Source organism: Lysinibacillus xylanilyticus (assembly GCF_001183605.1).
GTDB classification, from domain to species: Bacteria; Bacillota; Bacilli; order Bacillales_A; family Planococcaceae; genus Lysinibacillus; species Lysinibacillus xylanilyticus.
This window is the reverse complement of record NZ_LFXJ01000005.1, coordinates 972,105-987,952: the sequence shown is the minus strand read 5'-3', so window position 1 is coordinate 987,952 and position 15,848 is coordinate 972,105. Positions and strand designations below refer to the sequence as shown.

Here is a 15,848-nt window from a genome sequence, read left to right as displayed (position 1 = left end):
TTCTAAATTACATTATACAGATTCTGTCCTTGAATAGCCTTTTTCATTAAAATTAAATATATAAAGGAGGCATTAACAACATGAAAAAAATATTATTACTATTAGCAAATGGTTTTGAGGCCGTTGAAGCAAGTGTTTTTACAGATGTACTTGGATGGAATAAATGGGAGGGCGACGGTACAACTGAGGTCGTGACCGTAGGATTGCATAATCAATTGCAATGTACATGGAATTTTAACGTAGCTCCCGAAAAATTACTTCATGAAATTTCATTAGACGAGTTTGATGCACTAGCGATTCCTGGAGGCTTTGAGGAAGCTGGATTTTATAATGATGCCTTTAGCGAGGAGTTCCAGGCAGTCGTTCGTCATTTCAATGAACACAAAAAACCAATTGCTACGGTTTGTGTAGCTTCGCTAATTTTAGCCCATAGCGGAATACTACATAATCGCAAAGCTACTACTTATAATCACCCAACAAGCAAACGATTAGCACAGCTACAATCCTATGGTGCTAACATCATCAACGAACGAATTGTTCAAACAGAACATATTATTACTTCCTCAAATCCTGGCACTGCATTCGACGTTGCTTTTAGCTTACTAGAAATGCTGACATCTGAGGAAAATACAAAAAAAGTAAAGGATTTAATGGGGTTTAATTAACTGAATGAAGCTGTCTCATAGCGTTAAGTTGAGACAGCTTCATTCAGTTTAATTTGATAATAAATGTTGTAACTTCGATCCAAATTCTTTGCTTTTTGTAACCAATGAAATTGTTCTTGTTCTACCAAAATTATTAATTGGTAAGGCAAAAAGCTGAAGATGACCAATATTTTTTGCCATTAACTCTGGTACGATTGTTATCCCCATTCCAGAACTTACTGCTCCAAAGATAAAATCCCCAAAGTTTACCTCAGTAATGATATTAGGTGTGTAACCAAGAGATTGTATTTGTTCCACTATGTCCTTCCTTGAATCACAAGGAGCTTGATGAACAATAAGCGGCTCCTCACACAATTCTTCCAGATCGACTGCTGTTCTTGAATTAAAACGATGACTCAACGGAAACACAGCATAGTACGGTTCCGTAAACAATTCACAACTCCACAAAGATTCTCTCGAATATTTTGCATCCACAAAAACTGCATCAAGTCTACCTTTTTGTAAAGATTGCAACAGTTCATTTGAAGTATTTTGAATCATCAATGTTATAGGTCGATCTAGTTGCTTAAGTTCATTCATTTTGTTTGGCAAATAGTAAGTAGCTAAGCTAGGCAAACCACCGATGGCAATAGGGTTGCTCTGACTAAATTGCTGTAATTCTTCACGTATAGCTGTTATTTCAGTCAAAACTGGTGTAATGCGAGTGTAAAAACGTTCACCAGCCTCCGTTAATTCAATACCAATGGATGTCCTATGAAATAGCTCGATGCCAAGATTATTCTCTAAGTTTCGTATATGTTTACTTAGTGCAGGTTGGGAAATATTAGTGATTTGAGCAGCTTTTGAAAAACTTTTCTGATTGGCTGCAGCAATAAAACTATGTAACCATTCTACATTCATTGTATTCCTCCATACCCTATAACGATTGGTTATACCCTTATAAAATAGTGATTGTTCCATATTCTTGTTTTTCTAGTAACCTATTAAATATACAAGGTGCTTCGATTATAACATAACGTTATAGGTCGTCTATACTTAACATCTTTAATATTTTATGGAGGTTCAATATATGAAAAATGTTTTATTATTATCATTCGGTATGTTTGCTCTTGGCTTTGATGCCTATGTAATCGCAGGGCTTCTTCCAGGAATTAGCGATACGTATCAAAAAAGCACATCACAAGTCGGCCAGGCTGTGAGCATTTTTACATTATTTTACGCTATCACAGCGCCGTTATTTTCTTCTTTACTTGCAGGAAAATCAATAAAAAAAATCTTAATAGGGTCAATGCTTATTTTCACAATAGCAAATAGCATTACAGCTTTAGCGCCAACCTTTTCTATTCTTCTACTATCGAGAGCGATTGCAGGGACAGGGGCTGGTTTATTTTCACCATTAGCTGTTGCGGCCTCTTCAAAGTTCGTTTCTAGTGAAAAGAGAGGGAGAGCTCTAGGGTTGACTATAGGAGGAATGAGTATGGGAACAGTGCTTGGGGTTCCTTTAGGTATTTATATATCAAACTTATTTGATTGGAAATTAACACTTTGGCTATTAGTAATGATCGGGGTCACTTCTGTTTTATGTATGTATCTTTTTCTTCCCAATTTCCCAACAACACCTCCTCCTACACTAAACGAACGATTAAAGATGTTCCTAGATAAAAGAGTAACTATAACTGTATGCATAACATTCCTCGCCAGTGTTGCAAGTCTTGGGTTGTACACATATCTTTCTCCACTATTAGAAGAAATGACAAGCTCAAGCAATTTAACAATGTATCTTTGGGCATGGGGATTCGGAGGCTTGTTTGGAAGCTTGATAATTGGTTACTTAATCGACTATTTCGGGAAACCAAAATCTTTAGTTTCAATCATTTTATTTACTTTAACATTATCCATTATTTGTATACCTTTATTGATTAACTTTCCGATATTAAAATACTTACCGTTCTTTGTCTGGGGAGCAATGGGTTGGGCATGCCAGGCACCACAACAACATATTTTACTCTCATATCAGCCGAATAACGGGAGTTCTGCAGTGGCTTTAAACAGTTCTGTAAATTATTTAGGCAGTGCAATCGGTGCAAGCTTAGGTGGGATTGTACTGTCCTTACAGGTTGGAACAATAACATTGATATATTTCGCAGTCATCTCTATGTTATTCGCCATTTGTTTACAGTTTTATAGTTTGAAGGGCAAATTTAGCGTTTAAACTTATTTAATAATTGCGGTTCTAACTTTCGATTTGATGATCCTATTCGTCACTTTGATGGTTAGAATCGCAATTTTGTGTTACTATCCTTTTTTTCAGGTTGGGGCTTTTCGTCGTCGGAGATTCTTGCCGTCGTTTAGCCGTTCTTTCCGTCGCTTTGATAGTCCTATCCGTCGCTCTGACGATTCTTGCCGTCGTTTCGGCGGGACCTTCCATCGTTGGGGATTCTTTCCGTCGCTTTGAGGACTCTATCCGTCACTCTTATATTCTATCCTTCATTTTTGACTTTTCTATCCATCTTTTCTGTAGTTCTATCAGTCACTTTGGCGTTTCTATCCACGATTTCGGCAGTTCTATCCACGATTCTGGGGGTTCTATCCATCACTTTGACGCTTCTTTCCATGATTTCGGGGGTTCTATCCATCACTAGGAGTTATATGATGTATTGCAATCATTATCGAGGCAATGGTATTTGAAAAAGCTGTCGCTTGCATTAATTGTAAACTCCGATGATCTGTAACTATTTGTAATTTATTTCGTCTATTTGGGAATGGAATCAACTTTCTGGAGGCAGTCTAATGAAAAAATTTTTGATTCTAATTTTGTTGGTAAGTCTGTTTTTTGTTTCTGCTTGTACAAATGGAAAAAAGCGATCATTAGAAGCCTTTTATAAGGATGCAAAAATTGAAAGTATAGATAAAGTGGTTATCCAAGATGGTTCAACTGGTGCTTCGAAACCGATCACTAAGCAAGAACAAATCAATGACTTGGTTTCTCTGATTAAAGATATACAGTTTACTCCGCAAGACAATCAAGAAAAACGTGTTGGATGGAGATATGGTATTACTCTTTTGGACAGTGAAAAAGAATTTAAATTCACACTAGGTGAATTTGATAACACCTACTATGATTCAAACCCAGATATTTACCCTATTATAGATAACTATTACAAACAATTGGAAATTCTAAAAGGCTTTTAAAACTTTTGCACTCTTTATATTGAGGTCTTATTTATACATTTTGAAAGTTCTATCCACCACTTCTATTAATTTCTTTAAAGACCTTTTCACTTTGACAAAAGTAAATAAAAAAACCGAATTCCTAGGAAATCGGTTCTATATTTTATATGATTACTCATCAGCCAACAAAAAAACAAGCACCGAAAAAAGTTAATTGTTACTGACAATAATTTCGCCAGTTGTTGCATCAATATACCTGATAGGTGACCTAGTATGTCGATCACAAGCTTGATAGACAAGCTGAAATGATTCTATTTTGTCATCGTAATTTTTGTCCCAAACCAATTGAAAGTCGATATTTTCTAGAAATCGACGATACGCTTCTTCCGTAGAAATAGCTGGTTCTATAGGGATTTGGCTAAGTTCTTTCAAATCAAAATTCGGTCCACTAAAATAATCAATCTGACCAGTTGTACGATTAACAACGACTATGATCACATCAAGAATAGATATACTTTGGTTATTATGGGCATGGAAAATAAACGATTCCTTTTCTCTTTCATCCTCTTCCTCGTCTTCACGAATTATTCGTTGAAGATAAGGAAAGTAATCAGGGATTATTTTCATTAAAAAGTCTATTGCTTTTTGATAACACGCTTCTTGACTAAGCTGTAGATTTCCCAAACGTTCATGGATCCATCCAAAACTTCGTATTTTACCAGTTTTCTTTGAAATAATAGCTTTTACTGTATCTTCTGAACGCATTTTAAAAAAGCTGTTCATCGATAAGTCTTGCTCTCTCATCTTCCAATCCCGCTTACGCCATACAATCCCTATCTCTGGTCCCATGTCTACTTCTCGAATAAGCTCCAGTTCATCTGTTATACCAATGATCTCTTCATTCGTAAATTCATTGGCAATTATATTAGTTGGCAATGGAGGAAGAGCAGCATAACATTCAGGCTCATTCTCATCACGAATAATCGTTAATGTTGGCTCTAAAGCATCTGCTTTAAAGTGTAAAAATGAATTTACTTGATATACGAGATGAAGTCCATCTTTATTCACATTGTAAACATCACGAGATAATTTTGTTATTACTAGTTGTAATGCTAATGCATTGCGCACATATTCCATCAAAGTTTCCCTCGAAACTAGGCTTGAAGGGACATTAGGGCTTATTTTCACTCCGTTGTATCTAAATCCAACAATATTTCCTATTGCATCAACATCTATAAAACAACCAGCATGTTCTAATGGTAAATCCATGACAAATTGTTCAAAATAAAAACGATCCACTCTAGATAGTACTTTTGCTTTTGAAAACGTTAATTCTTCGAGAGCAGAATGATAGTGATTAAGTAAAAAATGTTCGGCACATCTTCTTTTTTCATCAATAGATAAAGAATCTGCCTCAGAAACAGAATCATTTTTTTCAATTGATAAGTATATGAGGTTTCCAGTGCAGTCTAACTCAACAGTCAGACTTTCATCTTGTTGTTCATTTGCCCATGAGAATATCACTCTTTCATCATTAGAATACTCTTCTATGATTAGTTTATAGTGATTGGGTAATGGAACAATTGATAAAGCACGTTCTTTTAGTTTATCTTTATGCAAATCTAAGCCCCCCATTACAATTATTTTCTATGTATAGACAAAAACCGACCTCCTAAGAGATCGGTTTTTTGTTTAAATGATTATTGAGCAGCTTTCGCGCGAAGAACCATTTGTAGGATACCACCGTGACGGTAGTAGTCTACTTCTACTTCTGAGTCGAAACGAGCTAAAGCTTGGAAAGTTTTAACTGATCCGTCTTCAGATTTAGCAGTAACTGTTAAGATTTCACGTGGTTTCACGTTGTCAGTAATGTTAACTGAGATTTCTTCTTTACCAGTTAAGCCTAAAGTATCAGCTGATTCACCTGGCATGAATTGAAGTGGAAGAACACCCATCATTACTAAGTTAGAACGGTGGATACGCTCGTAAGATTGTGCGATAACTGTTTTGATACCAAGTAAGTTAGTACCTTTAGCAGCCCAGTCACGAGAAGAACCCATACCGTAGTCGTTACCAGCAAGTACTACTAAGCCAGTACCTTGCTCTTGGTATTTCATACATGCGTCATAGATGTACTCTACTTCACCTGTTGGCCAGTAAGTAGTGAAACCACCTTCTGTACCAGGAGCAACTTGGTTACGGATACGGATGTTTGCAAATGTACCACGCATCATAACTTCGTGGTTACCACGACGAGAACCGTATGAGTTGAAGTCACGGATTGCAACACCGTTTTCGATTAAATATTTACCTGCAGGTGTCTCTTTACCGATCGCACCAGCTGGAGAAATATGGTCAGTTGTAATTGAGTCACCGAACTTCGCCATAACGCGTAAGCCTTCTAAGCCTTTAATAGCTTCTGGCTCTTTCGCAAGACCTTGGAAGAATGGTGGGTTTTGGATGTAAGTTGATTTGTCATCGAATGTGTATAGAGACTCAGTTGATGTTTCAATTGCATTCCATTTTTCGTTAGCTGTGAATACAGTTTCGTATTCTTTTTGGAATAATTCACGGTTAACTACAGTACCTAATACAGCGTTAACTTCTTCAGTTGTAGGCCAGATATCAGCGAAGAATACTTCGTTGCCATCTTTGTCTTTACCGAATGAATCTTTTTGTAGGTCAACATCCACAGTACCAGCAAGTGCATAAGCAACAACAAGTGGTGGTGAAGCTAAGTAGTTAGCTTTTACAAGTGGGTGTACGCGACCTTCGAAGTTACGGTTACCAGAAAGAACTGATGTTACGAATAAGTCGTTATCTTTGATAGCGTCTTCGATTTCAGGAAGTAATGGACCTGAGTTACCGATACATGTTGTACAACCGTAACCTACAGTGTTGAAACCGATTTGGTCAAGGTAAGTTTGTAAACCTGAATCTTCAAGGTAACCAGTTACTACTTTAGAACCTGGTGCTAAAGAAGTTTTTACCCATTTAGGTACAGTTAAACCTTTTTCTACAGCTTTTTTCGCAACTAAGCCCGCAGCGATTAATACGTATGGGTTAGATGTATTTGTACAAGAAGTGATTGCAGCGATTGCTACAGCACCTGTTGGGATTTCTACATCACCTTCAGCGAATTTAGCTACAGAAGTTTTTGCGAATTCATCTTCAGTTAAACCGAATCCTTGTGTACCTTGTGGTGCCACTACTGCTTCTTTGTAACGAGTACGCATTTCAGATAGTGGAATTAAGTCTTGTGGACGTTTTGGACCAGAAAGGTTTGGTTCGATTTCAGCTAAGTTTACTTCTAATACGTCAGTGTAAACTGGCTCTAAAGTTGGATCGAAGAACATGTGGTTAGCTTTTAAGTAAGACTCTACAACCGCGATGTGCTCTTCGTCACGACCAGTTAAACGCATGTAGTTTAATGATTCTTCGTCAATTGCGAAGAAACCACATGTAGCACCATATTCTGGAGCCATGTTAGAGATTGTCGCACGGTCAGCTAGTGGTAATTTAGTTACGCCAGGTCCGAAGAACTCAACGAATTTACCAACTACGCCACGTTGACGTAATACTTGAGTTACTTTTAATGCCAAGTCAGTAGCAGTAGTTCCGTTTGGAAGATCGCCAACTAATTTAACACCGATAACTTCTGGGATTGGGAAGTATGAAGGTTGACCAAGCATACCTGCTTCAGCTTCGATACCACCAACGCCCCATCCAAGAACGCCGATACCGTTGATCATTGTTGTATGTGAGTCAGTACCTACTACTGAGTCTGGGAATGTTTCGAAAGTACCGTCAGCAGTTTCGTTTACGTGTACAACTGGAGCTAAATACTCTAAGTTTACTTGGTGAACGATACCAGTTGCTGGTGGTACAGCACGGAAGTTATTGTAAGCAGTTTGAGCCCATTTTAAGAAGTTATAACGCTCAGCGTTACGTTCAAATTCTAGGTCCATGTTTGCTGCTAATGCAGATGCATTACCGTATTTGTCAACTTGTACTGAGTGGTCAATTACAAGGTCAACTGGAATAGCAGGGTTGATTTTGCTTGGGTCGCCGCCCATTTCTTTCATAGCAGAACGTAGAGAAGCAAGGTCAACTACTACTGGTACACCAGTGAAGTCTTGTAATACTACGCGAGAAGGTTTGAATGGTACTTCTGCTTCTGGATCTGCACCGTTACCCCATTTTGCTAATTCGTTTACGTGCTCTTCTTTGATAACATATGCATCATATTGACGTAAAACTGATTCTAATAATACTTTGATTGAGTAAGGAAGGTTTGAAACTTTTGCAACGCCAGCTTTTTCAATCGCAGCTAAGTCATAGTAATTATAAGTTTTACCATTAACTTCGAATGATGCGCGGCTGTTGTGTAAATTACCTTGTGCCATTTGCGGATCCCCCTAAATATCTTTTTGAAAAGGCCTATATAAATTGTTAAAGCATCTTTTCTCCAATACCCATATTAGCGCATTTATATTCATAAGTAAATTACATTAATATTATCTTTTTCAATAAGGATTACTTATGACCTTGATTCCTACACTAATGTATTTAATTTTTATGAGTGCATAACATCAAGGTTTTACAAATCGGAGATTTTTATACCTATATATATAAGTGTATTTAAATGTATTTAACTGGGGCACTTTTTGGGGCACTTTCTGGGGCACTCGTAGTTTTTTTATAAATGGTGCCCCAGCTAAAAAATCGAAATTTTAAAAATGGTTTCGGATAGGTATGTTATAGAAATCTTAACAAAGATAATAATTTACAACAACTTGTTATAAAAGCATATCACACGAAGTAGTTCTTTATAAAACGAAAGAGGCTACCAAAATAATATAGCAGCCTCTTTATTCTTTTAATCTCCTATTGAAAAGCCCTATGTTATTTAATAGCAGCCTAAAGTAACGATATGTTTCCTAATCATATCCAATTCTAATGCCTGCCTATTAATTTCAACCTAACTTTTTATAAGGTAAATATGACAATAGACATATCCCTACTAAAAAGATAACCCTATATATTATTTATTGATAAAATAATTTTTTCATATTAACTATTGTTTTGCAGCCAATCATCAAGGGATTTTTCCATGGTTTTTTTGGGGTTATCATCTGAAGGATCTAACTCCAATTTATATATATAGTAATCTCCCCCCTCCTCTATAGTACCAGTATTTTTGGGCACATCTAAAATACCACCGTAATAAAATTCCCACACGTTTTCACATACCTGATAAGCTATTACTTCATGAATGATATCATCATTATCATTATATTTAGTAAAATGACAATGATTGTGCATAATCATTGTATATTCAGATAGTTCATATTCAAATTGATTCAAAACTTTTGATGCTAACTCTTCAAAAATATCCGTTTCCATATAGACAAGGTATATAATTCCACCTTCAGTAATCTGAGTCGACACATCCTTAATGGACTTCATTTTTAGATATTTCTCAATAAACTCTTGAATTCTAATAATGTTCATAGAGGAAAATCTCTCTAATAAATGAATATTATAATGTAACTTCAATATTTTTCACTCCGTTTATTTCCAAGGAAGCTTGGGTTTGTTTTTACCAAATTTTATAGTCAATATACCATGATGTTTTTCGCTTCCTTCGATATGATAGTGTAGCCAGCCAGACCATCCATCCCATTTGGTGTATTGTAGTGCAAAATCAAGCCTTATTAATTCCTTCTTTTGTACTTTAATGTAGCTAACGTAAAATTTCTATCAGGATTAACTTTACTTCGATATGGTCCTGTAACATGCAAATTCTTCACATCATTTGCATATTTTTAATTTTTAATCAAAGGAGTTAATGTATTTACTGCTGTTTTTATCACTTGTTTAGAAAAATAAGCAAGAGATTGTTGAATAGAAAAAATAAGTAATGGCACCTGAAATAAAGCTGACGCAACATCCTTTGCATTTGGTTTTTCCCCGTTAGGATCTACATACATCACCGGATTATTATTTGCATAATTATATCCATTTAGTGATAACGGATTCATTAAATCCCCGCTTGCTGGGTCCAAGGATAAGAATACACCTGTATCTGGATTATAGTAACGTGCCATCAAATAGTAGAGCTTTGTATCTTCATCATAACGATAACCAGCATATCTATATGGATTTATAGATGCCATTATACCACTTTGACTCAATGTATTGCCCCATGCATCATATGTGTATTCTGCCACAATATCACCATTTGCATTTGTTAGGGCTAGTACATCCCCATGGTAGTTCGTTAAATAGTAATACGTTGCACCCTTATATGTCATTGTTAACAGATTTCCGTTATCGTCATACGTGTAAGCTTTTGTTATGACACCACTTGTATCTTCTTCAAATAGGACTTGGTTGGTCATTTCATTATAACGATAATAAGTCTCTCCATTACTGTCTTTACTATATACACGACGGGTATCTTTTTAATATCCGAGACATCCTTTATTTTTTGCACTAAACCCAATTTAACCATCACCCCTTTCATCCAGTTAATTGTTTTGTTGAACATGTTATCACCTACCTATACAAATAAAAAACGACCACATTGCTGTGATCGAATTACAATTTTTCTATTTAATTTTTTATCTTTCTTTTTCATTAGATGTATTTGTATTTTTTATTTTTGGTTCAAAGTTTTCAACCAATGAATTTACGAATTCGCCCCAAGTCTGTCTTATCTATTACTTTATACTTTATCCTTATAATTAGCTTCTCTTTCGAAAGTGACAACTATACCTACTTCAGAAGAATTATCCCTGAACGCTTTGGTTAAAGTGTTGGTACTTAATATCTTAATGTAATTAGATTTATCATTTATCCAATTTTTGTATTTGTCCGCTGCACCAGTGATGGACATTGATGTAAAGCAAATAACATCTATAACTGTAATAAATTCATCCTCTGGCGGCAATTCTGCTCCTTCTAATAGTGCTTTCATATATTTTTTTGCTTTTTGCTCTGGTGTCAAAACTTCTTCGTTGCGACTCATATGCTTCACTCCGTTTAAACTAAATTATATTTTTCGTATCTAATTAGTATAACATTTTTCCCCTGTTAAATTCATCCACGTAAATATCGTTTGAAGAAATAGTTATTAGCATATCTACATTCATCAAGCGCATGGTTAAATTCGTCTATTGGATTGCCGTTATCATCACGGACATACATACCAATCTCTTTTAAAAAATCGTAATGATCGTATTCGCTATCTGTTTCAACAATAAAAAAATGCTCGTTAGTCATTGAGTTTTGTAGTCGTTCAATCCCTACCTCAATTCCTTTCGAGGTTCCTGTAATATCTTTGCTATTGTTATCTGCTGCCTTTGTTCGGACGCCTAACAAGTGTAATTCTTCACGGAGAGATTTACACGCTGGGTCAACAAAGAACTCTGTATATCGCAGTTCAAACTTATTAACACACCAATCTTTGAATTTAACTAGCTCTTTGGCATAAGTAGACATCGCTTTGACTTGCCCAGTCTCAGCTCCACTATGGTAATAGTTAGCCACACGTAGCAGCCTGAATTTATCCTCATACTTCACAACAATATTACAACTGCATGAAGTAGCATCCGATTGACCACCATCGGTCACGAAAAACATTTCGTAAATCTGCCCTCGCATCTTCGGTAGAACGTTATTCTTCATGTTAAAAATGCCGTAAATAACGCCTTGTGGCATGACACGCTTGCCTTCCCAGTCACGTTCAAACAAGTAAGGGTTCTTGGAAAGAATCTCGTAAATTTCTTGTTTACGTTCTTCGGTGATTATTGGGTTATCCTGTATAGTCCAATGCATCCAGCGAGTGTTTTGAACATCGAATACCTCGCTAATAACCGGATGATGTGGTGCTGGAGGGTTTAAATCTGCTAAATGATAGCGATCTAATGCAGCAAAGGTACGTCGAAAGCACTCTTGAACCATTTTCATGTTCAATAAGTTAATCTCGCAAAATACCACGCTACCAAGCGACATACCAGTGATTGCACCAACGCTGTTAGATTTCCCTCCGCCTTTGTAATAAGCCTTTTTAACACCATTTGGAATGTGAATTTCAAGGTGTGAGCCATGTTCGTCGTGTTTTATTTCAGCTAAGTCACCAAATATGTGTTTAAGTCCGGTGCCATCACCATCGATGAATAAGCGATATGCTTGCTCCTGGTTATACGCAACAATTAAGTGGTTTGTATCTCTTGTCCACGTTAGGTAATCAGCATAGCGAAAATGTCCAGCTGTTGTCTTTCCAGATCTAGGTGTCCCTTCAAGAACGTCGAATGTGTAGTTATAGTCACGATAAATAGCCTCAAGCTGTTTAGGAGAGAATTTAATGTTTATTTTACTCATTAACACCTTTCTCCTTCATAGCTTGATATTGTTTACGACCTTCCACCAATGCATCCAACATCGATGTATCTTTCTTGTTGCCACGTAGTTTAGCAGCTCGCATCTCTGCAAAGTCTGTTTCGGCTTTTGTTTTCTCGATAGATACTTTCATCTGCTCCAATTTCAAGCGTCTTTCATCATCCTCAGTAGTTAAATCAAGGAATTGCTTAACCAAGTTACGGTGTTCTGCAAATGCCCTTGTTTGTGCCTTGATATAAGATTCATAGCGTTCATGAGCATAAATAACCTTGTAATCTGTCTTGCTCATGCCCTCAGCATCCATTTCACCACTGATTTCTTTCAAATGGTCGAATGGATCTTCAACCCACATAATCTTTTGAGCACGGATGATAGCAGAGAAGCTTAATTCAATCTGTAACCATAGCTGATCAACCACATCGAAGTCCTGCAAAGCCTCCATGATTTCGACTTGTTCGTCAAACAGGAATTTACTTCGCAAGCCATGAATCATAGCAGCCCTGTTCCGTTTGGTGAACTGATTCTGAGGATTTGGATTGCCACTCCTCTTCTTCACTCGCCCATCCTTCTTAGGAGGCTTATCATTGATGACTTCTACTACATCAATCTCTTTTGCAGTTTCATTTGTAGTACTGCATTCATTTGTTTGTAGTACTACATTCCACTTATCACGGCTTTTCCATGCTGAAATTGTTTTCTCTGGTACATCCAATTGTTCAGCTATTGCTCGATTAGTTACCTCGCCATTATGCTGTTTAAATATTTTTAGTGCTTCATCTCTTCTAGGGTCTCTTTGTCTAGCCATATCTCATAAACACCACCTCCAATAAAAAAAGCTACCACTTTTATTGTGGCAGCCTCCTTCTATTTATTTTGCTCATACTTTTTTTAAATCTTTTAAAATCCTAATAATAGTAAGTGTTTTGTTGTACTTTTTGTGCATAAACCAACTATAAATGAAATGAATAGCAACTAAGATTATGTATGTTAATATTACACGAGTTATAAGTGTAAATACTTGTGATTTGTAAGATTCATCATTAGATGATGCAACAAACGCAACAAATGCGGCAAAAAATCCAATTGCTAGAGTAACAATAAAACCAAATGATAATCCAAAAAGGTTCAAGGTTGAATTTTGGTTGTTAATATCATTTTGGATAGTAACCTCCATTATTTCTAAATCTTCATAACTAATCTCTTTCCAAGTAACTTGTAATTGAGACTTCATAGCTTGGCTATCATAAATATCAAGTTTAGAAGATTTTTTAAAGAATTTATTTATTTCCTTAGCTTGCATTAATAGTTTATAGTTCTTTTTCATTCTCCAGCCTCCTTTCTTTATAATAGGACAAGAAGACTATACAAAACCTTAATAACTTTTTGCTCTCAAAAGTAAGTACCGTTAGTAGCCACGGGTAGGAACTGCTCGATACTTTCTTTTAAAGACAAAAGAAAAACACCCCGAAGGACGTTAAATACTATCTAAAGTTATAATCCAATTATTTAAACTTTCAACTATAGTTTTAGCCTCACCACGGGATAAATCATCAATTTGAGGTTTATTTTTTATAAGCCTCAACTGTTCATAAAATTCAATAATGTCTTCAAATAATTTTTGATTTTCAACCTTAAGATTTTTGGCTAGTTCATATCTTAATTCATAGTAAGTTGTAAAGATAAACCCATAGTTTGTACCATGACTAGTTTGTTTACCTTCGGCCCTATTTTCCAATGCTAAATATGTATGCTCATTAATCATACTTAAATTGTCTCTCATTTCCTGAAAAATAAATCTTTCTATAATTTTTATTGTATATTCATGTTTTTTAGCCTCTTCTCTATTACGATACTGACTTTCTTTTTTTACTTGAAAGCTGGCAACTAATAAAGCTACTATACCACCAATTATTCCTCCGGAATAATTACCGAAAAATCCTACCCAAGCAGATTCATCACCAATAGTTAAAAAACCTGTAGGTATATTTAATAATAATCCTAACAATATTGGAGTGAAAATTACAATGGCTCCTAAATACAAATACATTTTCCTCATTATTATCACCTCCTACCCAATAATAAATCAGAAGGTGAAATATTTGTAACAACTTTTTGCTCTCAAAACCACACCAAACTCTGCCCTCTCATCACAAAGTGTTTTGGCTGTTTGATGCAGTTTTCAAAGCAAAATAAAAAAGACATGCAATTATGTCTTTTTAAAATACTTTTCTAATATACTCTCATGTGCCCCTGGATTCATTTCTTTTCCAACTTCATTAAAAATCTTGAGCATATCTTTTTTATCTATGAATTCCCCTTTATCTGTTTCCTTCTTCACCCTTCTCCATTCAGCTTTCAATATTACATTTTGTGCGAATACTACCATCTCTCTATGTAAATTAAACATATGATAAACTGTGTTAACATCATGTACTTTCTCACGCATTTCTTTCATGCGATCAAACAAAAATTGAGAATATGGTTCATTGGGATTCAAGTATAATTCGATATTATTCATAACTTTTAATAGTTGTTGGGAGTATGAAATCAATTTTCCCTCTTTGTTTTCATCAACTCCATTTAATAAAACTAGTTCATTATTAATCTGTAATTCTGCGCATAAAGAATTAAATTCTACAAATAATTCTCTCACATTATTAATCCAAACAATTCTTTGAGCGCCAATATTCTCTACTATTCGATGTTTACCTGCAGTTGAATCCTGTAATTCGCCTAATTTAAGATTAGTTTTATTTGATTTATTTGAGCTCTTCCACGAAAAATATATTGTTATTAAACCGATTCCTGGTGTTATTACGTCAACTAAATTCAATTTTTTCACCTCACTATCAATCATAAGCCGAGAGATGTAAATTTGGAACATTTTTCTACAAATTCCACCTTCAAGACCACACCCAGCTCTGCCCTCTCATAACAAAGTGTTTTGGCTGTTTGATGCAGTTTTCAAAGCAAAATAAAAACATCCCGAAGGATGTTTAACCCATTTTCATTATAGGTGCAAATTTTGCTAGTAGCCTTTTTACACCAACTTCATCAAACCTTATATCAACTTCAGTCGAATCTCCATATCCTCTCACATCAGTAACGGTTCCTCTTCCCCACTTTTTGTGAATTACTTCATCACCAATGTTATACAAAGGAAGAAATGGCACCGTGTTAGTATTATTAATATTTTCAATTACCGAATCAAAATCTAACTTCAGTTGATTTAATTCATGTAAATACTTTTCTTCAATTTCCTCTGGGCTAATTCCACTATCAGCTTTTACACTTCTACTAATATCTGTAATTACATTATCAATCTTTTGTTGTAAAACTCTTGAAAGTACATCTGGATCAATTTTATTTACTTTTTCATCTACGCTACTTAATTTTTCATTCATTATAGCCATAGTTGTTTTTAAAGTTGACGAAAGTTGTTCATTATCCCTAGATTGATTTAATGCTATCAAAATCGCCACTAGAGCTAAAGCAATAGAAACGGAACTAGAAATAAACGAAAATAAATCTACAACCTGAATGTTATCAGCGAGTCTAAAGGTTAAGAGAAAATATATTATTGCACTCAAAATTAACATGAGCCAT

At 35.5% G+C, this 15,848-nt stretch carries 14 protein-coding genes and 1 pseudogene; 3 read left to right on the top strand and 12 right to left on the bottom strand.

Going from position 1 to position 15,848, the window contains the following annotated elements; translation table 11 throughout:
• Positions 1-80 precede the first annotated feature (80 nt).
• Positions 81-665, top strand: a complete 585-nt coding sequence (locus ACZ11_RS07680) for a DJ-1/PfpI family protein (protein WP_049665042.1) — start codon at positions 81-83, stop codon at positions 663-665.
• Between the two features lie 48 nt (positions 666-713).
• On the opposite strand, the gene ACZ11_RS07675 is transcribed toward ACZ11_RS07680, so the two are convergent.
• Complete coding sequence (locus ACZ11_RS07675) at positions 714-1,565, bottom strand: LysR family transcriptional regulator (protein WP_049665040.1); 852 nt, start codon at positions 1,563-1,565, stop codon at positions 714-716.
• A gap of 169 nt (positions 1,566-1,734) precedes the next feature.
• Between ACZ11_RS07675 and ACZ11_RS07670 the strand changes: the two genes are divergently transcribed.
• Together ACZ11_RS07670 and ACZ11_RS07665 are read left to right on the top strand one after the other, a co-directional pair.
• Positions 1,735-2,877 (top strand): MFS transporter, encoded by a 1,143-nt coding sequence (locus ACZ11_RS07670; protein ID WP_049665038.1) that lies wholly within the window; start codon positions 1,735-1,737, stop codon positions 2,875-2,877.
• A gap of 578 nt (positions 2,878-3,455) precedes the next feature.
• Positions 3,456-3,857 carry a hypothetical protein gene (locus ACZ11_RS07665; RefSeq protein ID WP_049665037.1) on the top strand — a complete coding sequence of 134 codons (402 nt, stop codon included), beginning with the start codon at positions 3,456-3,458 and terminating at the stop codon, positions 3,855-3,857.
• A gap of 189 nt (positions 3,858-4,046) precedes the next feature.
• Here the strand turns inward: ACZ11_RS07665 and ACZ11_RS07660 are convergent, their stop codons facing one another.
• The 11 genes and pseudogenes from ACZ11_RS07660 to ACZ11_RS27465 form a co-directional block, all read right to left on the bottom strand.
• Complete coding sequence (locus ACZ11_RS07660) at positions 4,047-5,456, bottom strand: YcdB/YcdC domain-containing protein (RefSeq protein WP_049667112.1); 1,410 nt, start codon at positions 5,454-5,456, stop codon at positions 4,047-4,049.
• An 80-nt stretch (positions 5,457-5,536) separates the two neighbouring features.
• Positions 5,537-8,242 carry an aconitate hydratase AcnA gene (gene acnA, locus ACZ11_RS07655; protein ID WP_049665034.1) on the bottom strand — a complete coding sequence of 902 codons (2,706 nt, stop codon included), beginning with the start codon at positions 8,240-8,242 and terminating at the stop codon, positions 5,537-5,539.
• A 667-nt stretch (positions 8,243-8,909) separates the two neighbouring features.
• Complete coding sequence (locus tag ACZ11_RS07650) at positions 8,910-9,395, bottom strand: hypothetical protein (RefSeq protein ID WP_134008676.1); 486 nt, start codon at positions 9,393-9,395, stop codon at positions 8,910-8,912.
• Positions 9,396-9,664: 269 nt separating this feature from the next.
• The gene (locus tag ACZ11_RS07645) at positions 9,665-10,240 is read right to left on the bottom strand and encodes an RHS repeat-associated core domain-containing protein (protein ID WP_053093212.1); all 576 of its coding nucleotides are present in this window, start codon (positions 10,238-10,240) and stop codon (positions 9,665-9,667) included.
• A gap of 326 nt (positions 10,241-10,566) precedes the next feature.
• A complete protein-coding gene (locus ACZ11_RS07640) occupies positions 10,567-10,869 on the bottom strand; it encodes a hypothetical protein (protein ID WP_049665031.1) in 303 nt (100 codons plus the stop codon).
• A 71-nt stretch (positions 10,870-10,940) separates the two neighbouring features.
• On the bottom strand, positions 10,941-12,224 hold the full coding sequence (locus tag ACZ11_RS07635; protein ID WP_049665029.1) for a PBSX family phage terminase large subunit: 1,284 nt from the start codon (positions 12,222-12,224) through the stop codon (positions 10,941-10,943).
• Positions 12,217-13,047, bottom strand: a complete 831-nt coding sequence (gene terS, locus ACZ11_RS07630) for a phage terminase small subunit (protein ID WP_049665027.1) — start codon at positions 13,045-13,047, stop codon at positions 12,217-12,219. The genes ACZ11_RS07635 and terS overlap by 8 nt, the downstream gene beginning before the upstream one ends.
• A 72-nt stretch (positions 13,048-13,119) precedes the next feature.
• Entirely contained in the window at positions 13,120-13,566 is a 447-nt protein-coding gene (locus ACZ11_RS07625; protein WP_049665025.1) for a hypothetical protein, read from the bottom strand.
• A 150-nt stretch (positions 13,567-13,716) separates the two neighbouring features.
• On the bottom strand, positions 13,717-14,298 hold the full coding sequence (locus ACZ11_RS07620) for a hypothetical protein (protein ID WP_049665023.1): 582 nt from the start codon (positions 14,296-14,298) through the stop codon (positions 13,717-13,719).
• A 150-nt stretch (positions 14,299-14,448) separates the two neighbouring features.
• The gene (locus ACZ11_RS07615) at positions 14,449-15,075 is read right to left on the bottom strand and encodes a hypothetical protein (RefSeq protein ID WP_134008673.1); all 627 of its coding nucleotides are present in this window, start codon (positions 15,073-15,075) and stop codon (positions 14,449-14,451) included.
• Positions 15,076-15,238: 163 nt separating this feature from the next.
• A pseudogene (locus tag ACZ11_RS27465) lies at positions 15,239-15,397 on the bottom strand (hypothetical protein); the annotation flags it as partial.
• Positions 15,398-15,848 lie beyond the last annotated feature (451 nt).